Below are 22,792 nucleotides of genomic sequence, written 5' to 3' on the forward strand. Positions count from 1 at the left end.
GTTCGGATTTTTTCGTTTGAATTTGCTTTGAAAAGTTGGGAATAGTAACTAAAGATGAAAAACAAATGATTGATACAAGGAGGTCACAACATGGGAAGAGCAAATAATCACAAATCATCACGTAACAACAAAGGGTCACTGCCTCAAACACCAAAAGAGTTAAAAATTGCTCCGGATCAAGCAAATGAAGAATTTTCACGCGAGTTAGCGCAGCATCATGATGCTAAAGCGAAACAGGACTTAATTTTGAAACAGCAAAAAGAAAAGTAAAAGAAAAAAAACTGAGACATAATGAAATGAATCCAGCCTAAAGACGAATAAATGAGATACATGACCTGGACTGCTTGTGACACCGCAGTTGATTTCCGTACAAGGCTTCGCTTTCTGCGGGCGGGCGCTGAGCCTCCTCGTCGCTTGCTCTCCTGCGGGGTCTCACCTGCTCCGCTTTTCCCGCAGGAGTCTTCACCTTATCCTCCAATCAACTGCTAGAAGGAACGAAACAAATAATACTATGTTCACAATCACAAAAAAACGAACCACTAATCAGACATGCTGATTAGTGGTTCGTTTTTCCCTAAGTGAAAAATGCTTTTGTCCCATCCTCTTTTTGATAAACAACTAAAGATAAAAATTCCTAAGTAACCATTTTGTAACATTATTTAATCATAGCGTAATAGTTTTTGAGGCTTTTTTCATTATAATTAAACCGAACACATTGAAAAATAGGTTCATAGAAACGTAACGTTCGGTTACATAATGGAGGAAAAAAATGAAAAAAGCCATCATTGGGTCTATAACGGCAGCTGCAGTTTTATTTAGCGGAGCCAGTCCGTTTATTGCACCTGCTCAAACAGTGGAAGCAGCGTCATATTCATACAAAGACACGGCTATTGCTACTGGTAAAAAATTAATAGGTGTTCCTTATAAATGGGGAGGCACAACAACAAAAGGTTTTGACTGCTCTGGATTTATTCAATACATTTTCAAAAAAGCTGGAAAAACACTTCCGCGCACAACGGAACAAATGTATCGAGTAGGGACAAGCGTTTCAAAAGCAAAGCTTCAAAAAGGAGATTTAGTTTTCTTTCAAACGTATAAAAAAGGTCCTTCACATGTAGGCGTGTACTTAGGGAACAATCAGTTTCTTCAAGCTTCTACGTCTAAAGGCGTGACGATTACATCTCTTAGCAACAGCTACTGGAAAGCACGTTATATTGGTGCAAAACGGATTTAATCATCCGTCATTTTTTTGGAAAACAACACTACATTGTGTAGTGTTGTTTTTGTTTGCATATACATAACGTATTGCCGATATTATTTTTAACGTTTTATACAAAAAAAACCATATTCTGTGAGATAATAACGTTAACACATTTTGTACTTTAACATAAGGAATATCCCACTCTATTCGAAAGTTTGGTGAGCGAAGATGAAGCGCTTAGTATGGAGTTATGGAATAGGTATTGTTGCAATAGTAGCAGTACTCTCATTTTTCTTTATGATGAAAGGTCAAACAGAGAAAGCCGTCGTTAGCGGAGATGTACCAAAAGCTCATGCGCAGGGAGAAAGAGTGAAGCAGCCCATCTCACAGTTCCAAGCAGTACAGCCTCATGAAGCAGGTAATGAAGTAAAAAATGTAAAAAACAACATGCCTGCAAAAGCCGATCCGCCTCCTTTTTTAGTCTACATTGACCCTGGTCATCAAGCTCAGGCTAACCTAGAGAAAGAGCCAATCGGGCCGGGAGCAGCAGAAACAAAAATAAAAGTTTCCGGAGGTACATCAGGTGTGGTGACCAAGAAGCCGGAATACAAGCTGACGTTGGAAGCCTCTATGATATTAAAACAGCTTCTCGAAGAAAAAGGCATAACCGTAAAGCTTACTCGCAGTTCTCACGATGTGAATATCAGCAACCGGGAACGAGCGGAGCTTGCGAATAATTCAAAAGCTGACTTACACGTACGTATCCATGCAGATGGTTCTGAAAATACTTCTGTAAAAGGATTTTCTGTGCTCACTACTGCAGAAGATAATTCCTATACAAAGTCTATTTATCAAAGCAGTTTACAAGCATCTCAAGCTATTCTGACAGAGGTGGAAAAAGATCAGTTTGTCGAAGTGGACGGCATTCGCTATCGCAGTGATCTTTCAGGATTTAACTGGTCGACTGTACCCGTAACGCTAGTTGAACTGGGGTATATGACGAATTCAGAAGAAGACCGGAACCTGTCTGATCAGGCTTACCTTACAAAGCTGATGAATCATGTTGCAGACGGTATCATGGCATATGAAGGAATGACAAAATAAAAGGTGGAAAGACCTATAAAAGCGTGTGACTAAATCAATTGATTTATGTCACACGTTTTTTTTGTCGTTCATATGATATAAAAAAGCGTTTTTTCGACAAAAAAATGGACGAGCAGAAAAGAAAACTAGGTAAAATGCTTTAATTTTTATAGAACTGTGTCGATATAACGAGAGATATTAAAAAGCGTTAGACAGTACATGAAAATGGGGGAACAAGATGAGAAAGTTAACGGCATTAGCTTTAGTACTAAGCGTACTGCTGTTTCAATTCACGCCGCTTGCTAGCGTGAAAGCTGAAACGGTAGAACCAGTTGTGTCTGTAAAATTAGTAAACTATTTAGGAGATCAGCATGCAATTACAATTAAGCCGTCTTATTTATACACTATTAAAAACTCGGATTTGGTCTTAAATGCAAATACAGAGTATACGGTAACCGCAACAACTCAAGGTGTCACTTTAAAACAAGGAAGCACTGTCTTAGGTGAATTTACAAGCTTTGAAATTACACCGTCTCTTTATAAAAATCCCGTATCTATTAACGGCAGACAGTATTTAGGGGACGTGGCGTTTACAAATGAAAAGGGAACGTATGTCAGACCTGTTAATACGCTCCCGATTGAAGACTATTTAAAAGGCGTTGTGCCAAATGAAGTCTATACATCTTGGAATCTGCAAGCTTTAAAAACTCAGGCGGTAGCAGCAAGAACATACGCAATGAGCTATGCAGGAAAAGTAATCAATGACACGGTAAGCTATCAAGTATACGGTGGCTATACGTGGTATGACAGTACAAACCAAGCAGTAGATCAGACATTCGGACAAGTAGTTACCTACAACAATAAATTAATCAACGCCGTTTTCTCATCAAGCAACGGGGGAAGAACCGAATCAAACAGCAACGCTTGGGGAGGGACTCAGCTTTCTTATTTCCCGGTGAAAGAAGATCCATACGATAAGCAGACGCCGTGGACGTTAGCTATTCAAAAAACGCAAATTGATTTAACAGGAAAAGATTTAGCTAACCATAGCGCTTGGTGGAATACGGTTTCTGAAAAAGATAAAACCGTTACAGATAATTTGAAGTCATGGTTAGTAGCCAATAAGCATCCTGGTAAAACGATTAAAATTACGTCTATTCCAAAGGTGAGTTTTTATGCTCCTTCATCAGGAGGCCGTGTGACTAAAGGTGCGATTACAGTGGACTACCTCGTTAAAGGAGATGTAGACAGTTCGCAAAAACTAGTGGTTCATCATTTGGAATTAAAAGATTTAACATCGACGAAGCTAAAATCAATGTTAAACAGCCGTGCGATGCTTAGTCTGCTTGTAACGGAAACAAATGAAACAAGCACATCAACAACTTTTAATGGGAAAGGAAATGGACACGGTGTTGGAATGAGTCAATACGGTGCTCAAAAAATGGCAAGTCTAGGAAAAGACTATCGTGAAATTTTAGATTTTTACTATCCAACAACTACTCTTTTAAGTTTTTATACAACAAAATATCCGCGAAAAGAGCAGGAGCAAGAACCACCGAAAGATACGGTTGCACCTGATGCACCTTCAGTTAATGCATTAGGAGATAACCAAACATCGCTTACGGGCGTGACAGAACCAAATGCTTCTGTTATTGCAAAAGTGGAAAATGAAGTAATTGGAACGGGTCTTGCTGATGAAACTGGAAAATTTGCAATTACGATTGCCAAGCAGCCAGCAGATACAAAAGTGTCTGTAACGTCTAAAGATGCAGCTGAAAATGCAAGCACGGCTACAGTAGTGAGCGTAACGGATCAAACGCCGCCTTCTGTTCCAATTGTAAATGAAGTAAGTGACCAAGATACGACCGTAACAGGCGTAACAGAAGCAAACGCCGTCGTGACGGTAAAAGCAGGCGATGCAACGTTCTCTGCAGTAGCGGATGGTAACGGTACATTTACTGTTTCAATTCCAGTACAAATAGGCGGAACAACAATAGCGGTAAGTGCAAAAGATAAAGCAGGAAACGAAAGCCAAGCGCCTTCTTTTGCGGTTAAATCTATGTTAAAAGCACCGCTTGCACCCAAAGTAAATGAAGTAAGTGATCAAGACACAATGATCAAAGGAACGGCTGAAGCAAATGCAACGGTTATCATTAAAAACGAAAGTCTTCAGCTTGCAGCAGGAAACGCGGATGCTAAAGGAAATTACAGCATTTCGATTGCAAAACAAAAAGCAGGAAGCACGCTGTACGTGACGGTTCAAAATGCAGGTGGAACAAGTTCAGCCGCTGCGGTGACCGTACAGGATAAAACGGCACCAGCTGCGCCAAAAGTAAATGCAGTAAGTGATCAAGATACAAAAGTTACAGGTGCAGCAGAAGCAAATTCTACAGTTACGGTAAAAGTAGGAACTACAACTGTAGGAACGGCTAAAGCAGGTGCAAATGGAGCGTTTTCTGTTTCCATTTCTCATCAAAAAGCGAATACAAAGCTAAGCGTACAAGCCAAAGATGCAGCAGGAAATAGCAGTACTGTATCGACTGTAACTGTTACGGCAAAGCAAAAAGCTCCGGTAAAACCAACAGTGAATGAAGTGAGTGATCGAAGTACAGCCGTTACGGGTACCGCAGAAGCAAATGCAACGGTTGTCATTAAAAACGGAAGTCTTCAGCTTGCAGCTGGTAAAGCAGATGCTAAAGGAAATTACAGCATTTCGATTGCGAAACAAAAAGCAGGAAGCAACCTGTCTGTAACGGCTGGAAACACAGCGGGCGTGAGTCCAGCTGTAACTGTAACCGTGCAGGATAAAACAGCACCCGTTACACCAAAAGTGAACGCTGTAAGCAATCAAGATACAGTCGTAACGGGAAGCACAGAAGCGGGCGCGGAAGTGCATGTGAAAATTGATAAAAAAGTAATTGGCAAAGGAAATGCGAAATCGGATGGAACGTTCAGCATCACCATTCCAAAGCAGCCTGCTGCTACAAAATTAGCTGTTATTGCAAAAGATGCAGCTAATAACTATAGCTCCAATGCGTTTGTAACGGTTAGTGCCGTACAGACAAAACCAGCGCTTCCAACCGTTAATACGCTTACTGAAAAAAGTACAGCAGTAACGGGAACAGGAGAAAAAAATGCGTCCATTTATATTAAAGTAGGCGGAAAGATTATTGCAAGTGGGAAAATTGATGGAAACGGCAAGTTCAGCGTGAAAATTCCTGCTCAAAAAGCAGGAACAGAAGTGACGGCGGTACTGCAAAATAAAGTAGGATACAGTCCGTATAAAATTGTAAAAGTGCAAGACACAACCCCGCCGGCACCTCCGGCGGTTGATGCCGTTACGTCTTTGTCCACGTTTCTCTCTGGAAAAACGGAAGCAAATGCCCTGATTACGATTAAAAGCGGTACAAAGCTAATCGCGTCAGGCAAAGCAGATACTAAAGGGCAATTTAAAGTAACGATTCCAAAACAAACAGCAGGCGTAAAGCTGGCTGTTACAGCAAAAGATGCAGCTAATAACTACAGCTCCGATGCGTTTGTAACAGTTAGCGCTGCGCAGACAAAACCAGCGCTTCCAACCGTTAATACGCTTACTGAAAAAAGTACAGCAGTAACGGGAACAGGAGAAAAAAATGCGTCTATTTATATTAAAGTAGGCGGAAAGATTATTGCGAGTGGGAAAATTGATGGAAACGGCAAGTTCAGCGTAAAAATTCCTGCTCAAAAAGCAGGAACGGAAGTGACGGCAGTTCTGCAAAATAAAGTAGGATACAGTCCGTATAAAATTGTAAAAGTACAAGACACAACCCCGCCGGCACCTCCGGCAGTGAATGCCGTTACGTCTTTGTCCACGTTTCTCTCTGGAAAAACGGAAGCAAATGCTGTGATTACGATTAAAAGCGGTACAAAAGTAATCGGATCAGGCAAAGCAGATAGCAAAGGACAGTTTAAAGTAACGATCCCAAAACAAAAAGCAGGCGTAAAACTGGCTGTGACGGCAAAAGATGCCGCTGGAAATACAAGTTCAGCAGTCAATATAAATGTTAAATAAAAACAAAAAAGAATTCTCTGCGGAGGATTCTTTTTTAGTGATTTTTAAGAGGGATAGAAGGTTACTAAAAGGTTACCTTAGAACTTTGAAGTGCCTAACTTACTTTAAAGTGGGTTCTATCTTTTTCTTTTTTTCTGTTTCATAATAACAAATGTAAAGAAATTAGCAGGGGGTTTTTTATAATGAGTAATCATTTGCAAGATACAGTAACACTTCACAACGGAGTCAAAATGCCTTGGCTTGGATTAGGTGTATTTAAAGTAGAAGAAGGGCCTGAATTAGTGAACGCCGTGAAAACAGCTATCGTCAAAGGCTATCGCAGCATCGATACGGCAGCTATTTATGAAAATGAAGAAGGTGTAGGAGAAGGAATTCGCCAAGGTCTGAAAGAAGCAGGTCTTTCACGCGAAGACATTTTTGTTACATCAAAAGTTTGGAACGCAGATTTAGGCTATGAAGAGACGCTAGCTGCTTACGAAACAAGCTTACAAAAGCTTGGCTTAGAATATTTAGATCTATACTTAATTCACTGGCCGGTAGAAGGCAAGTATAAAGAAGCGTGGAAAGCATTAGAAACTCTGTATAAAGAAGAAAAAGTAAGAGCTGTGGGCGTAAGTAATTTTCAAATTCATCATTTAGAAGACTTAATGAAAGATGGAGAGGTTAAGCCTGTTATTAACCAAGTGGAATATCATCCTCGTTTGACGCAAAAAGAGCTGCATGCTTTTTGTCAAAAGCACGATATTCAGCTAGAAGCATGGTCTCCGCTTATGCAAGGAGAATTGCTAGATAACGATGTGTTAAAAGAAATTGCTGAAAAACACGGCAAATCAGTTGCTCAAATTATTCTGCGATGGGATCTGCAAAACGGAGTTGTAACGATTCCAAAATCAACAAAAGAGCATCGTATTGTTGAAAATTCATCGCTATTCGATTTTGAATTGGATACTGAAGACGTAAGTAAAATTAATGAATTAAACCAAAATCACCGAGTAGGTCCAGATCCGGACAACTTTGATTTTTAATAGAAGAACTAAGAGGCTGGGAGAAACGTATTTTAGCCCAAGTGAAAAACGAACTATTGATCAACAAGTTTGATTAGTGGTTCGTTTTTTTTTATGGTGAATACAGCTTCATCTGTTTCGTCCTTCCAGCGGTTGATTGAAGGGCAAGGCGAAGACTCCTGCGGGAAAAGCGGGACAGATGAGACCCCGCAGGAGCGTAAGCGACGAGGAGGCTCAGCGCCCGCCCCCGGAAAGCGAAGCCTTGCATGGAAATCAACGGCGGTGTCAAAAGCGGTTCAGCTCATGTATCTCATTTGTTCGTCTTTAGGTTGGATTCAGTTAGTTCTGTCCCGGCCTCTTTTTATGCATTATTACATAAATTTAACATTTTCTTCACAGTAAGCTAAAGGACGAGCCGTATCATAAAGAAAGGTCGTGAAAGATAGAGAAATCATTTCATTTTTAAGCGTAAAATAGGCGGTGTAACGATGACGAAACAAGCTTACTCTCACATACAATGTAAAAAAACATCAATGATTGATTTATTGCTGGATGCAGGAGTTTATAAAAAAGGAAACAAGCAGCTATACGAGCTTACGCTTCAAGAACTAGAATCAGAATACGAAGCTGTTTCACAGCAGCGCATATCTCAATGAAATTTTGATACATTGCTAGAATTTGTTATAATAGAGGAAAGGATAGGAGTTGATTTATATCGAAAAGCACCCGACAGACTCGCAGCCCATCCGTATGGATATCCTCGATTCTATATTTGCTAAAATGGTATTAAATAAGGCTATCCGAGATTTTAGAAGAGATCAAATTTTACGTGAAGTCGATCAAACATTAGAAGAAAGAAACAAAGAAAAATTTTTTCAATTAATTGAAGAATTAAAATCAATTTCGTAAAGGGCGTTCGCGCGATAGAATTTGATTTTATCATTTTAGCATATAAAAACAGGTAAGAAGCGGCATGCTTAGTTACCTGTTTTTTTGTCGTTTTATTGTAAAACAAGGCCTGATATAAGAAGTGCACCTTGCTAGTAAACAGACAAAAAGAGCAAGTCTAATGTACTCACTCTTTTCAGAAAGGTATGGGTGTTACTGAGAAAATGAATGTCACTCTCTAAATGTTGCGTGTGGGGTTTAGAAAGTTCTATGCATCTGCATATTTTCTACTTCATTCGCTCTATGTATTGTTAAAGTAACAATATAACCATATCTTATCACATGAAGGAAATTCGATTCAATATATTTATTGATTTTCTTTTTAAATTGTTCTAAATAATTAGTGAATGTAAAAAATTGTTTTTATTGGGTGAATGTGTATCTATGAAAAAACAATAGAAAAATCTAGTGGGTTTTTATGGGAGACATTTGTTTATTTCTGACGGACTGTAAGCTTCAAAAGAGTACAATCCGTCCTGTAAATCAGTATTAAGAAAAAATGAGCTGAACCCAGTAGAATAGGAGGAAAAGAGTAACGATCGTGGTAAGCGGGATAACAATAAGTGATACTTTTAAATAATCTTTCCATTTTACCTTGATATGATTTTCTTTTAAAATATGCATCCAAATAAGAGAAGCCAGTGTTCCAATCGGCAATAAAAGCGAGCCCATATCACTTCCAATAATATTAGCAAGATAAATGGTTTTAAGAGTAATAGGATCGAGCCCCATTTCAGTCAAGGTAATGGTTCCGACCATTAAAGCAGGGTGATTGTTAAACAAGTTAGAGAGAATAGAAACAAGTCCTCCCATGATAAAGCTTGCTTCAAAAAGTCCTCGATTTACGATTGGTTCGCAAACTTTTACAAGCAGCTCCGTTAATCCTACGTTATGCAGTCCGTAAATAATAACGTACATCGAAAAGGCAAAAACGAAAATGTGCCACGGCGTTTTCTTTAAAATATCAATCGGGTTTGTACGTAAGTGATACCATCTCCAAACAAGCAAGATCAGTGAGCCCAGTACAGCAACCAATTCGATTGGTATGCCGAAATAAGAGGCGACAAATAGGAGACAGCGCATAACAAACACAAATAATAAAACTTTCAGCATAAATTGTGTGCGTTTACGTTTTGTTTCAACAGAAATGCTTCCTTTTAAGGGGTGAAACTGTTTCGTAAAGAAACTTTCTTCTATATCTTTTGAAGCATGCGGCAGTTTTTTTGGCAAATGGCGTTTTACGACCGTATACATGAGCCAAGACATAAATAATAAACCAAGTGTCGCCGGTACAAACATCATCGCCGTGTGCATATAAAGCGACATATGAACAATTTTTAAGGCAATCAAATTGACAATATTACTTACACCTATAGGCGCGCTGGAAGCGGTAGCAATAAGCGCTCCACTTAAAAGGTAGGGGATCTGCTGGTGGGGTTTTAGCTGAAGGTTTTTCAAAAGTAGAATTAAAATTGGAGTGGTAATTAAAATACTGCCGTCATTATTAAATAGTAAAGTCATTAAAAAGCAAAGCAGTTGAATGTACCAATATAATCGGTACCCTGAGCCTTTGGATAAACTCACTAGTCGTGCAGCTGCCCAGTGGAAGAATCCAAAACTTTCTAATATGACGGCCATGACAATGGTGGCAATAATGGTGATAGAAGCGCCGCTTATCTTTGCAAAAATATCAACAATGTCTGATTTGGATACAATCCCTGTAAGCAGGATAATGGCTGCTCCTATGGCTGCCGGCCATGCTTCGTTGATGCCGTTTGGCCTCCAAAAAATGACGAGCATTGTCATTGTAAACACGAAAATGGCAATTCCAATTTCAATATTCATCAGTATGCTCCTTTCTTCTAAAATTTGTAATGAATATACCCTTGCATGTCCCTTACACTCTATTTATATTCATTTATTACTAGAAGGATTGTGCATAAGACCATTTTTGCTAATATGTTTGTTTATCTTGCCAAGGCACGTATCATCTCGGGAGAGGAGCCTATAAAAAAGAGGCTGGGACATAACTAAATCCATCCAATCTAAAAAGAAATCAATTGAATAAAGGAGCTAGTATGCGTTGCTTTTTACACCGCTGTTGATTTCCGTGCAAGACTCCGCTTTCCGCGGGCGGTCGATGAGCCTCCTCGTCGCATACGCTCCTGCGGGGTCTCATCTGTTCCGCTTTTCCCGCAGGAGTCTTCGTCTTGCCCTCCAATCCACAGCTAGAAGCCACTACATACATGAAACCTACGTTCACGTTTATCATCACAATAAAAAGATCCGAACGATTCATCGTTCGGATCTTTCTTCAACTAACATACTTTTGGTCCAGGATCTTCAAGGTCAGCAAGTATAGGTTTTTTCGTGTAAAGTTAGCGCTTGTATCTGGTCACGGTCAGGTTCATAGCCAATGCCTGGTGTATCAGGAACGGAAATAATACCGTTGTCGACCGTGATTTCCGGGTGAACGATATCACGCGGCCAGTATTTAGATGATGCAGCCGTATCTCCGGGAAGCGTAAAATTAGCTAGTGTGGTAATGGCAATATTATGTGCTCGTCCTACACCTGATTCGAGCATGCCGCCGCACCATACGGGTACACCGTGAGTTTGACAAAGGTCATGAATTTTTTTGGCTTCGGTTAGTCCGCCTACCCGGCCAATTTTAATGTTAATAATTTGCGTGCTTCCAAGTTTAATAGCTTTTCGAACGTCTTCAGCTGAATGAATGCTTTCATCCAAGCAAATAGGCGTGCGCATGCGGGCCTGCAGTTCAGCGTGATCAATTAAATCATCATGAGCTAACGGCTGTTCAATCATCATTAAATCAAACTCGTCAAGCTGAGCAAGGTGATCAGTATCTGCAAGCGTATAAGCAGAGTTCGCATCAACCATCAGCGGAATAGAAGGGAACGCGTTTCGAACCGCGCGCGTCAAGTTAAGATCCCAGCCCGGCTTAATTTTAATTTTGATTCGCTTATATCCTTCATTCAAGCCGGCTTCAATTTTTCGAAGCGTTTCGTCAATCGTAGGCTGAATGCCAACGCTGAGACCAACTTCAATTTGACTTTTACTGCCTCCTAGCGCTTTAGATAGAGAGAGGTTTTGCCTGCGCGCATACAAATCCCAAACAGCGCCTTCTAACGCCGCTTTTGCCATGTAATTGCCGCGAATATGAGCAAAGCGTTGAGATACTTCATCAGGATGCTGAATGTCTCTCTGTTGAAGCAAAGGAATTAAAAAATCCTCCATGATGTGCCAGTTTGTTTTGAGCGTTTCTTCTTTATAAAAAGGATCTGCGCACGCTACGGATTCAGCCCAGCCCGATCGTCCGTCTTCGTCTTGAATTTCTACTAAAATAAAATCTCGATCCACTTCTTTTCCAAGACTTGTCGTAAATGGATGAAGTAAATCCATTTTTAAATGGCGTAAAATGACGCGTTTGATCTTCATTTTTGCACCTCTTTTTTCGTTAAAATGTAAAAATGAACGGGCGCGCTGCTTTCTGGATGCTTCATAAAATCTGTTACTTCAAATCCTTTTGCAAAACACGTTTGAAATACGTATCTTGTACGCATCCGCCAGTCCAATGCGAGAGAAGGAGAGACTTCTTTCATTTGCTGAAAAGCAGACGGAATAGCTACAGACACGACGTCACGACCCAACCATTTTTCATCAATACCTGTAACAGAAGGAAACCCTTTATCCGTTAATGTCCATTGAATGAGCGATGCGTCCATTATTTGATCTGGCGTATAGAGAGGCTGAGCTCGCTTTGTATCCTCTAAAGATGCCCATTCTACAACGAATCGATCAGAAGGCAAGTCAGCATTTAACGGATCATTCATGTCTCCGTAGCAGTTTTCAATATATGTAGAACAAACGGCTCCAAGCTTTCCAATATTTAAATACCCGTTGGCGCTTTCTAAAGGATCATACGTCCAGCTGATATATGAATAGCCCTTTTTTTTACTTTCCTGGCGCTGCGCATGCTTAAGTTTGGCACCGATACCCATGCTGCGATAGGCAGGGTCAACTGCTAGTATATGAGAACATAAATACACGCAATCTCCGTCAAACCCTGGAAAGCTATATTGAAAGCCAATCAGCTTTTCATCTAGAAACGCACCGAGAACAAGACCTCCGTTTTTAACAGCGGTCAAAGTTTGATGAACGGGCGTTGCTTCTTCTTCTCCCCAGACGCGGCTTTCTAATGCGCGTACTTCTTCTAGTTCATTGGTTGTTATAAGTGAACGAATCGTTAAAGCTTCAGTCATTTGTTTCCTTCCTTTCTTTTAATCATTTATTCTAAAAAGATGCCTTGCTCGGCATAGAGCTTTTCTAAGCTTTCTTGCCGTTTTCCAGCCGTTTTTTCATCTCTTTTTTGCATGCTGCTAATGACAATTTGAGATAGGGCAAGAAGCGATAAAATATGTTCGGTTGTACCGGCTAAAAGCGTGATATCAGCGATTTGACCTACCGGAGACAGACGGCGGTCTGTAATGGCAATGACTTTTGCTCCTTGTTTTTTAGCCTGCTGAGCTACTTCGAGCGCTTCTTTTGTATAGCGCGGCAGTGAAAATACAACAACGGCTGATGCGCTCGTGAGATTGCATAGCGTTTCAAGCAAAAATCCAGTTGGAAAAGATAAAAGAACATGATTGCGAAGCTGATTCATTTTATAATACAGCCAGTAGGCTGCCGTATGAGATTCACGGAAACCTGCAATATACACTTGATCACTTTTGATAAGCGCATCTACAGCTTGAGATAATTCCTTTTCGTCAACAGGGGAAAGCCATTCACTAAAAGGTTTCTTTTCTTCCGCTTCAGGCTTGCTAGCTGCTTCTTTTGATTCTGCAGAAGAAAGCCATTCTTTTCGCATTAGCTCCTGCAAATCGGAAAAACCATTTAACCCAAGTGCGTAAGCTAGACGAATAACGGTTGTTTCACTGACACCTGCTTCTTTGCCAATTTGCCCGGCCGTGTACAGCGAGCCTTTTTCCATAAAATTGACGAGAAACTCCGCCACTTTTTTCTGACCGCGAGAAAGGTCAGGGAATTTATGTTTAATTAATTCTTGAAATGATTGATTCATATAGCCTCCTAAAAAAAAAGAAGTTATAACTTCATAAAAATATATTAATGCATTTTTAACTTCATTTCAATTACTGTTTCAAAATAAAAAGAAGCCTTCGTGATATAATAAATTGATTATTCAAAAATAAATGCCGTTATTCAAAAACGAATTGTATTTTATTCAAAAGTGAATAGAAAGCGGGGAGCATACATGAATTCAGAATGGAATGAAAATCAGTGGATCCTTCATTCATTAAAAGATGATTTGCTTGTGACGGATGAAAAAGGCATCATTGTCCGAATACATGAAGGAACGGGAAACATTTACGATGTAAAAGCTGAAAAACTGCTCGGAAAGTCTGTGTATGAACTTGAAAAACAAGGACTGTTTACCCCAATCGTTACCCCAATTGTGCTTGAAACAAAGAAGAAAATTACGCTTGTACAAACAACTAAACAAGGCAAGCAGGTGCTCGTTACGGGCATTCCGGTCAAAGATGAAAAAGGCGAGATTAAAAGAATCGTCAGCTATTCTCACGATGTGACGGAGCTGATGGAAATGAAAACATATCTTGATGCGATGGAAGGCGAAATGCAGCGCGTAAAGAGCGAGCTTATGCTGCTGCGGAACCAAAATCTATCAACAGAAGGAATTGTGTGCAACAGCGATAAAATGCAGCACGTTCTTCGTACGGCCGTTCACGTTTCGAACGTAGACGTAAATATTTTGCTTTTAGGGCAGTCCGGAGTAGGAAAAACGCATTTAGCCAAGCTGATACATAACAAAAGTACAAGAAGCAAAGGGCCGTTTATTGAAGTGAACTGCGGGGCGATTCCAGACCATTTATTTGAGGCTGAACTGTTTGGATATGAGGCAGGGGCTTTTACCGGTGCATCTAAAAATGGAAAGGTGGGGCTGGTCGAATTAGCAGACGGGGGCACGCTTTTTTTAGATGAAGTGGGAGAGCTGTCACCGGCGCATCAAGTGAAAATTTTAAAGCTCATTCAAGAAAAACAGTTTTATTCCGTTGGAGGAAGAAAGCCTAAAACCGTGGACTTTCGCTTAATTGCAGCGACGAACAAAGATTTAGAAAAAGCCGTTGCCGAAAAAGAATTTCGAGAAGATTTATATTTTCGTTTAAGCGTCGTACCGATTACCATTCCATCTTTGAACGAGCGCCCTGAAGATATTTTTCCGCTGCTCACACATTTTGCCGAGCAGTTTGAAAAGAAATACAACCGAAAAAGAACGTTTGATAATGCGGTTATTCACGCACTGCTTGCACATGAGTGGAAAGGAAACGTACGAGAGTTAATCAATGTGATTGAACACGCGGTGGTTGTGTCTTCACAAACGCTGATTACAATGGAGCATTTGCCGCATTCTCTGCATAGGAAAAAACGGATTCAACACGTTGAAGAACATGGGGAAATGAAGCTTAATGACGCGTTAAACGAGCTGGAAAAAGAGATATTAGTAAAAGCAAAAAAACAGTATAAAACGACAACAGAAATAGGCGAAGCACTCGGAATCAGTCAGCCTTCAGTTGTTAGAAAATTAAAAAAACATTCTGTTTTTTAACGTCTTTGGCACGCTCTTTGCATGTAAAACAAGTACAAACACATTACTTGATAGATTGCGAGGAGGAAGTCAGATGACACAGGCATCACTTACACAGTTAATGAACAGTTTACCGGATTTACTAGCACCAAGCATGGCGAAAGATCACCCTAATTTACCCGTGGTAAAAGCAGAGGGCTGCTACTACTACGGAGCGGACGGAAAAACGTATTTAGATTTTACATCAGGTATTGCAACAGCGAATACAGGTCATCGTCACCCTAAAGTTGTACAAGCGATTAAAGATAGCGTTGATCATCTTATGCACGGCCCGTCAGGTGTGATTATGTACGAATCTATTTTACAGCTTGCTGAAGAATTAAAAACAGTATTGCCAAGAGGCCTGGACTGCTTTTTCTTTGCTAACAGCGGAACTGAAGCAATAGAAGGAGCGTTAAAGCTAGCAAAATACGTGACGCAAAGGCCTTATACGGTTTCGTTTATGGGCTGCTTTCACGGCCGTTCTCTCGGAGCGCTTAGCGTGACAACATCAAAAAGCAAATACCGGAAATTTCTTCAGCCATCGGGCTTAACGTATCAAGTGCCTTATGCAGACGTGACTCAGTGTCCAAAAGGAGAAGATCCGGAAATCTACTGCGTGGAAAAGTTAGAAAAAGATTTTGACACGTTGTTTAAGCATCAAGTAACGCCGGAAGAAGTGGCGTGCATGATTGTAGAGCCGGTTCTTGGAGAAGGCGGCTACGTAATCCCTCCGAAAGCATGGCTGCAAAAAATAAGAGAAGTATGTGATAGACACGGCATTCTGCTTATTTTTGACGAAGTGCAAACAGGGTTTGGACGTACCGGCGAGTGGTTTGCAGCTCAAACGTTTGACGTGACGCCTGACATTATGGCAATCGCAAAAGGCATAGCATCAGGACTTCCGTTAAGTGCTACTGTAGCTTCCAAACAGCTCATGGAAAAGTGGCCGATTGGTACACACGGAACAACTTTTGGAGGCAATCCCATTGCTTGTTCAGCAGCACTTGCGACGCTGGACGTATTAAAAGAAGAAAAGCTGATTGAGAACTCAAAAGCAATGGGGAAATATGCAGCGGATCAGCTTCAGCATTTAAAAGCGAAGCATGAAGTGATCGGAAGCATTCGTTCAGTAGGACTAATGATTGGAATTGAAATTATTAATCCAAAAACAAAGCAAGGCGACGGAAATCTTCTTCTTGAGATTTTAGACAAATGTTTGGAAAAAGGGGTGCTGTTTTACCTTTGCGGAAATAGCGGAGAAGTGATTCGAATGATTCCTCCTTTAACGATTACAAAGGAAGAAATTGATGCCGGGCTTCGCGTGTTAGACGAAGCATTAACAGAAATCACAAGCCTTCACGTGATCTAAAGCTTTAGGAAGCTCTTTGTTTCAATGAAAGATAGATTGACCCATAATAAGGAGGAATCTGTTATGAACGGACTGGATATGACGGTTATGTTTGTCTATTTTGGCGTATTGGTTGTAGCGGGTATTATTGGCTCGTTAAAAGCAAAGTCATCAGAAGATTTTATTTTAGCCGGAAGAAACTTAGGGATGTTTATGTATTTAGGATGTTTATCAGCCGTTATTTTAGGCGGAGCGTCAACGATTGGAACGGCTCAGCTTGGCTACGAGCACGGGCTGTCTGGCATTTGGTTTGTGACGATGATTGGACTTGGAATCATTACGCTTGGCACGATTTTCATTAAGCGGATTTCGTCGTTGAAAGTGACCACTATCAGTGAGCTGCTAGGAAAAAGATATAACGCTCAAGCGCAAATTATCAGCGCGGTTGTTGCCGCTATTTATACACTCATGGTATCAGTCACTCAAGTGATTGGAATGGGAACAATCATTCATGCGTTGCTTGGATGGAACATGACGGCATCGATGTTAATTGGCGGTTCGATTGTTTTGTTCTATACGATTTTAGGCGGAATGTGGAGCGTAACGGTTACTGATATTATTCAATTTGTTGTGATGACGGTAGCGATTTTTGGATTTATGCTTCCAATGAGCGTATCAGAAGCAGGAGGTTTCAAAGCCCTTACCGGAGATTTGCCATCATCTTATTTTGATTTTTCATCGATTGGATACGGTCAAATCTTTCAGTATTTCCTTCTATATACGCTTGGTATGGCAGTATCTCAAGATATTTGGCAGCGAGTATTTACGGCGCGAACAGAAAAAATTGCGCGAAACGGCTCCATTTTTGCAGGGGTGTACAGCATTGCCTACGCGATTGCGGGAAGTGTAATTGGAATGTGTGCATATTTGCTGCTGCCAAACGCAGAAAGCAGTCAAAGCATTTTTGCGACGCTTGCGATTCAAATTCTGCCTCAAGGGTTATTAGGTCTCGTACTAGCGGGCGTTTGTTCGGCGCTGATGTCAACTGCTTCAGGAACGCTGCTTGCGTCTTCTACGCTGATTAGTAACGATATCATTAAAAAAGTGTGGCTTAAAAATATTTCAGAGAAAAACTATTTAGTTTTAACCCGTGTGAATACACTTATTGTCGGCGTACTTGCTATTATTTTTGCTCTTTGGATTCAAGACGTGCTTGTTGCTTTAGACGTGGCGTATGCGATTTTATCAGGAGCGATTTTTGTTCCGTTTGTTGTGTCCCTGTTTTGGAAAGACATTCATCCAAAAGCAGGAGTTTCAGCGATTGTTGTTAGTACGCTAGTAGTACTTGGAGGTCTATTGATTGAAGGACTTTCTTCTACCACTCCAATTCTATACGGTATTTCAAGCAGCATCATCGTGATGGCTGGATTTGCGGTTATGGCTCGAAACAAAGAACTGTCTGATCAAGAAAAGGTTCAAGAAGATATGTGAATAAGGGGGTAAAAAGCTTCTCATAGTAAAGTGAGAAGCTTTTTAGCATTTTGTGTGCATAAGTATAGACAACAAACGGCAGAGAGGAGTACACTAGACGCTCAGATTATAGAGATAAGGAGATTGTCAAATGAAAAGCAGAACGTCCGTAATGGTTAGTATTGTACTGGCAATGCTAGTGGCTTCGCTTGATTCAACGATTATGAATACGACGATGCCCGTTATTGCAAAAGAGCTTGGAAGATTCGATTTGTACGCGTGGTCGTTTGCTTCGTACATGATTGCAAGTACGATTTTATCTCCGGTAGCGGGAAGATTATCGGATTTATTTGGCCGCAAAAAAGTATTTGGGTTTGGAATTATTGCTTTTTTAATTGGTTCGATGCTTTGCGGCGTGGCAAATACGATGATTCAGCTTGTTCTTTTCCGTGCGGTTCAAGGAATAGGAGCCGGGTTTATGGTGGCCTTTCCCGCTATTATTGCCGGAGACTTATTTCCAGTTGAGAAGCGAGGGAAAATTCAGGCGCTCTTTACAACGATGTGGGGATTATCAGCTGTGTTGGCTCCGCTTTTAGGCGCTTTTTTTGTGGATTATTTAACGTGGAGATGGATTTTCTTTATTAATTTACCGGTATGTATCGTTTCATTTCTTACGTTAATGCCGTATCAAGAAAGCTATGAGCCGAAAAGAGCAAAAGTCGATTACATCGGTGCTATATTGTTTGGAGCTGGCGTTACGTTACTGCTGCTTGTGACGGTAGTGGAACAAAACCGAGTTGTGTATGCAGTAGCGGGACTTATTTTATTGGTCATTTTTTATCTCCATGAACGAAAACATGCTTCTCCGATTGTACCGCTGTCCATGTTCCAAAACAAAACGCTGTCATGGATTAATATCAATGCGTTTATTGGAACGGTGGCTTTATTCGGAACGTCAAGCTACATTCCGTTATTTTTACAGCGAGTGGCGCATTTGTCACTGTTTATGAGCGGAGTGGCGCTGTTAGGAACAGCGGTCGGATGGATGTCTGTGTCCGTGCCTGCGGGTAAATGGATTTTAAAACATGGCTACAGAAAGCTGTTGTTAATCGGGAATGTGCTGCTGGTTGGTTCGGGAACACTTCTAATGATGTTAAATGAAAGTCACGGCTTCTTTTATGTGTTTTGCGTCATGATTGTACAAGGACTGTCGTTTGGTCTGCTTTCTACGGTTGGAGTCATTGGTGTACAGCAATTAGTAGGAGGACATGAAAGAGGTATTTCAACGTCATTTTTTATGTTTTGCCGAAACATGGGAACAGCAATCGGCGTTACGATTATGGGTGCGTTGCTGACTTCAGGCGGAAGCTTTATGGCAGGCATTCATCACTTGTTTTTATTTGGCTTTGCCGGAAGCATCGTGGCGTTATTAACGTCGTTAAAGATTCAAAACGATACGGAAACAAAGCACAATCGAGCTGCTAGTTGAGGGAATTTATGCTAAATATGTTTATTTCATAAAAAAACGGGAAGAGACACAATAAGGTCATAGAATTGCCTGAGAAATCGTAGGCATATTCTTCTTCTTCTTTCACTTACTACATGTGGGACGCCGGGTATCGGCGTCTTTTTTTGTGCTGTAAAGAAGCTGCTTATATTATCCATAAGTAATCTCGTTCAAATAATGGGACTTTCTACAAAAATAAGTCTTTAAATGGTAAGAAACATTAGGTATAATTTAGTGGTTATTTAGCATATTTTAGAAATGTTTGACTGAGTTTGTACGAAAAAGTGAAAGGGGATATTTCATGTCATGGCTCACCAAATGGTCGTTTAAAAACAAAGCGGCTATTACCATTATGTCTATTTTAATTTTAGCTTTAGGAGTTATTAGTTATTTTACACTTCCGATGGAGTTCCTGCCGACCGCTGATCAGCCTCAAGTGTCAGTAGTAGTTATGGGGCAAGGAACGGATGCGGATTCTATGGAAAAACAAGTTACGTCACCAATTGAAGAAGCGGTAGCCGGTGTTAAAGGAAAAAGCAACGTGTATTCGACAACGGGAGACGGCTATTCCAAAATCGATATTTCATTTGAATCCAAAACGGATATGAAAGAAGCAAAAACAAACGTTCAAGAAGCGCTGTCTTCGGTGCAGCTTCCAGCCAGCGTATCAAAGCCTAATGTTATTCAATTAAACACCTCTATGATTCCCATCGCAGATATTTCACTCACATTTAAAGAAGGATTAACAAGAGACAATCTGGATCTTGCAGAGAAAAAACTGATCCCTAAATATAAAGACATTAAAGGCATTGCGAGTGTCCAAACATATGGAACAGCGGATTCCTACGTGTCTATTAAAGTGGACAATAAAAAATTGTCACAAAAGAACGTAACGATTGATAAAGTCATCAGCGTGTTAGAAGGAAAAAACACGTCGCTTGCAGTTGGAGAAAAAGTCATTAATAACAAGTCGAGCAATATCAACGTAACTGGTAAAATTGATAGCTTGGACAAAGTGAAAAAGCTGCCGGTTGCACAGGGTGTAACGCTAGGCGACCTTGCAAAAGTAGAGGTGAAAAAGCCTGAAGGCGTCGTGACGCATATTAACGGAAAAGATGCACTTTTACTTATTGTGACAAAAGACAGTCACTCAAACGCCGTTAGCATTACAAAAGAAGTAAAAAAACTGTCTCAGCAAATTAGCAAAGACTATAACAATGTGGACGCTTCTGTATTTTTTGCAACGGGAGACAGCGTACAAAACTCTGTTCATTCAATGATGAAAGAAGTGTTGCTCGGTGCACTTTTTGCGACTATTGTCATCATGCTGTTTTTACGCAGCGTTCGCTCTACGTTTATCACAATTGTATCCATTCCTTTATCGCTTTGCTTTACGCTTTTCTTATTATCCAAATCAGGCGTCACGCTTAATATTTTAACGCTTGGAGGAGTAGCGGTAGCGATTGGTAGGTTGGTAGATGATAGTATCGTTGTCATTGAAAACATCTTTCGGAAAATGCAAAAAGAAGAGTTTTCGCTTGGACTGATTATTGATGCGACAAAAGAAGTAGGCTCTGCTATTACTGCTTCTACGCTAACGACAGTAGCTGTCTTTTTACCAATCGGCCTTGTAAACGGAGGACTTCAGGACTTTATGCTTCCGTTTGCTCTAACGCTGACGTATTCGCTGCTGTCTTCATTAATTGTGGCGCTTACCGTTGTACCGTTAATGGGCGCGGGATTATTAAAAAATGAAAAACTTCGCAAGCACAAGCAGCCGGTTCGTTTTACAAAAGTCATTACATGGTCGCTTAATCATAAATGGGTTGTACTGCTGCTTTCGCTGCTTTTATTTGTCGGATCTATTGGCGCGTACACAATGATGCCTAAAGGAGCGGTTGATAACTCTTCGTCTGACTTTGTAGGCACAACGTTAAGCTATCCAAATAACACGCCAATTAAAACCGTAGAAGAAAAATCACTGCAGCTTGAACGCTATATTTTAGCTCAAAAAGAAGTAAAAGAGGTATACATGCAGCTAGGTAATACGGACGAAGGAGCCAAGTGGGGAGACGTTGGTTCACCTACTGAAGCTACGTATACGATTATCGTAAAAGACAGTGGAAACACGGATTCGCTAATGAAACGAATCCAAAATCAAAAGAAACTCTATGATGGAGGGGATCTTAGCGTAAGTGCTGCTTCACTAATGGGAGCTTCCACTACTTCCATTACCGTTGATGTAATTGGAAACGACATGAACAAGTTAGAAAAGACGGCAAGCAGCATTAAGAAAGAAATCAGCGATATAAAAGGAGTAGATAAAGTTTCTACGAACCAAGACGAAAAGAAAACCATTTACTCTTTAGACGTAGATCCAACAAAAGCAAACACGCAGCAAGTAGCGCAGCAGCTTGGCGTTATGCTGAATAAAACGCCGATTGGAGCGGTAGATTTAGAAGGCAAGCAAGCAAACGTATTTCTTGAATCTGTCTTAAATCCAACGTCACCAAAAGAGTTAAAAGATATTTCTATTATGACAGAGACAGGACCGTCACCTGTTTCAAAAGTGGCTTCGCTAACGCAAGCTGAAAAGCCAACAAATCAGTTTCATAAAAATGGAGACCCGTATATTCAAATAACAGCAGATGTCAATCCAGAAAAGCTTTCAGAGATTAATAAAAACATCCAAACAACAATTTTTGGAGACGGTAATAATAAAGGACTCTCCATTTCAAAAGATGTTGACGTTGTAATTGGAGGAGCAAGCACTCAGCAAGGAGAAGATTTCTCTGACTTGTTCATTACGATGCTCGTTTCGATTGGTATTGTGTTCTTAATTATGGTCATCACGTTTAAAACAATCCGTACGCCGTTTGCAATTTTATTTTCACTTCCGCTTGCTGCCATCGGTGCCGTTTTAGGATTATTAATCAGCCGTATTCCAGTAGACGTAACGGCTTTACTTGGAGCACTGATGCTGATTGGTATTGTTGTAACCAACGCCATTGTACTATTAGACCGCGTGAAGCAAAATGAAAAGAAAATGATTATGCGCGATGCCATTGTAGAAGCAGCCGCTACGCGTATGCGTCCAATTGTCATGACGTCTGCTGCTACGATTTGTGCAATGCTGCCGCTGTTATTTAAACAAAGCGAAAGCGGAAGCCTCGTTTCTCAAAGTCTTGCAGTCGTTGTAATTGGAGGATTGGCCGTTGCGACTCTTCTTACGCTTGTAGTCATTCCAGTTGTATATGAACTGCTTCACTTCAGAAAATCGAAAAAACAAAGAATACAGCAAAAACAGCAGGAAGACGTAACGCCGCTATAATGTTTAAAAGGGGCTAGGCCACAAGTATGTTAGGTGAAAAAAATCCGAACGATAAATCGTTCGGATTCTTTTATTGGTAGAATGAACGTAGGTTTCATGTCTGTAGTTGCTTCTAGCTAGGGTTGATTTGGTTACGCCCCAGCCTCTTTTTTATGAAACCT

17 protein-coding genes are annotated in these 22,792 nt (G+C 40.6%); 13 read left to right on the top strand and 4 right to left on the bottom strand.

Going from position 1 to position 22,792, the window contains the following annotated elements:
• Positions 1-90: 90 nt before the first annotated feature.
• From CEQ83_RS05330 to CEQ83_RS05365, 8 genes are all read left to right on the top strand, one after another.
• Entirely contained in the window at positions 91-270 is a 180-nt protein-coding gene (locus CEQ83_RS05330; protein ID WP_154991647.1) for a YfhD family protein, read from the top strand.
• A gap of 499 nt (positions 271-769) precedes the next feature.
• Complete coding sequence (locus CEQ83_RS05335; RefSeq protein WP_013055770.1) at positions 770-1,234, top strand: C40 family peptidase; 465 nt, start codon at positions 770-772, stop codon at positions 1,232-1,234.
• Positions 1,235-1,429: 195 nt separating this feature from the next.
• On the top strand, positions 1,430-2,305 hold the full coding sequence (locus tag CEQ83_RS05340; RefSeq protein WP_155017034.1) for an N-acetylmuramoyl-L-alanine amidase family protein: 876 nt from the start codon (positions 1,430-1,432) through the stop codon (positions 2,303-2,305).
• Between the two features lie 217 nt (positions 2,306-2,522).
• Entirely contained in the window at positions 2,523-6,335 is a 3,813-nt protein-coding gene (locus CEQ83_RS05345) for an Ig-like domain-containing protein (protein WP_194273199.1), read from the top strand.
• 182 nt (positions 6,336-6,517) lie between these two features.
• A complete protein-coding gene (locus tag CEQ83_RS05350) occupies positions 6,518-7,360 on the top strand; it encodes an aldo/keto reductase (protein ID WP_080963421.1) in 843 nt (280 codons plus the stop codon).
• Between the two features lie 93 nt (positions 7,361-7,453).
• Entirely contained in the window at positions 7,454-7,741 is a 288-nt protein-coding gene (locus tag CEQ83_RS05355; protein WP_228123029.1) for a hypothetical protein, read from the top strand.
• 86 nt (positions 7,742-7,827) lie between these two features.
• Positions 7,828-7,995, top strand: coding sequence for a Fur-regulated basic protein FbpA (locus tag CEQ83_RS05360; protein ID WP_080754385.1), 168 nt, complete (start codon positions 7,828-7,830; stop codon positions 7,993-7,995).
• Between the two features lie 49 nt (positions 7,996-8,044).
• The gene (locus CEQ83_RS05365) at positions 8,045-8,248 is read left to right on the top strand and encodes an IDEAL domain-containing protein (RefSeq protein WP_016766443.1); all 204 of its coding nucleotides are present in this window, start codon (positions 8,045-8,047) and stop codon (positions 8,246-8,248) included.
• Positions 8,249-8,776: 528 nt separating this feature from the next.
• Here the strand turns inward: CEQ83_RS05365 and CEQ83_RS05370 are convergent.
• The 4 genes from CEQ83_RS05370 to CEQ83_RS05385 all read right to left on the bottom strand — a co-directional run bounded on the left by CEQ83_RS05370 (position 8,777) and on the right by CEQ83_RS05385 (position 13,391).
• Positions 8,777-10,132: an arsenic transporter gene (locus tag CEQ83_RS05370; protein ID WP_033578244.1), complete on the bottom strand. Its 1,356-nt coding sequence runs from the start codon at positions 10,130-10,132 to the stop codon at positions 8,777-8,779.
• A 504-nt stretch (positions 10,133-10,636) separates the two neighbouring features.
• The gene (menC, locus tag CEQ83_RS05375; protein ID WP_155017035.1) at positions 10,637-11,746 is read right to left on the bottom strand and encodes an o-succinylbenzoate synthase; all 1,110 of its coding nucleotides are present in this window, start codon (positions 11,744-11,746) and stop codon (positions 10,637-10,639) included.
• Entirely contained in the window at positions 11,743-12,570 is an 828-nt protein-coding gene (locus CEQ83_RS05380) for a GNAT family N-acetyltransferase (RefSeq protein WP_155017036.1), read from the bottom strand. The genes menC and CEQ83_RS05380 overlap by 4 nt, the downstream gene beginning before the upstream one ends.
• Positions 12,571-12,596: 26 nt before the next feature.
• The gene (locus CEQ83_RS05385; RefSeq protein ID WP_155017037.1) at positions 12,597-13,391 is read right to left on the bottom strand and encodes a MurR/RpiR family transcriptional regulator; all 795 of its coding nucleotides are present in this window, start codon (positions 13,389-13,391) and stop codon (positions 12,597-12,599) included.
• Positions 13,392-13,583: 192 nt separating this feature from the next.
• On the opposite strand from CEQ83_RS05385, the gene CEQ83_RS05390 reads away from it, so the two are divergent.
• From CEQ83_RS05390 to CEQ83_RS05410, 5 genes are all read left to right on the top strand, one after another.
• Positions 13,584-14,954 (top strand): sigma-54 interaction domain-containing protein, encoded by a 1,371-nt coding sequence (locus CEQ83_RS05390; RefSeq protein WP_155017038.1) that lies wholly within the window; start codon positions 13,584-13,586, stop codon positions 14,952-14,954.
• 73 nt (positions 14,955-15,027) lie between these two features.
• Positions 15,028-16,344 carry an aspartate aminotransferase family protein gene (locus tag CEQ83_RS05395; protein ID WP_155017039.1) on the top strand — a complete coding sequence of 439 codons (1,317 nt, stop codon included), beginning with the start codon at positions 15,028-15,030 and terminating at the stop codon, positions 16,342-16,344.
• A gap of 63 nt (positions 16,345-16,407) precedes the next feature.
• Positions 16,408-17,814 (top strand): sodium:solute symporter family protein, encoded by a 1,407-nt coding sequence (locus tag CEQ83_RS05400; protein WP_033578249.1) that lies wholly within the window; start codon positions 16,408-16,410, stop codon positions 17,812-17,814.
• Between the two features lie 130 nt (positions 17,815-17,944).
• Positions 17,945-19,282 carry an MFS transporter gene (locus CEQ83_RS05405; RefSeq protein ID WP_155017040.1) on the top strand — a complete coding sequence of 446 codons (1,338 nt, stop codon included), beginning with the start codon at positions 17,945-17,947 and terminating at the stop codon, positions 19,280-19,282.
• A 319-nt stretch (positions 19,283-19,601) separates the two neighbouring features.
• On the top strand, positions 19,602-22,631 hold the full coding sequence (locus CEQ83_RS05410; RefSeq protein ID WP_155017041.1) for an efflux RND transporter permease subunit: 3,030 nt from the start codon (positions 19,602-19,604) through the stop codon (positions 22,629-22,631).
• Positions 22,632-22,792: the final 161 nt, after the last annotated feature.

Origin of the sequence: Priestia megaterium (assembly GCF_009497655.1) — a bacterium.
GTDB classification, from domain to species: domain Bacteria; phylum Bacillota; class Bacilli; order Bacillales; family Bacillaceae_H; genus Priestia; species Priestia zanthoxyli.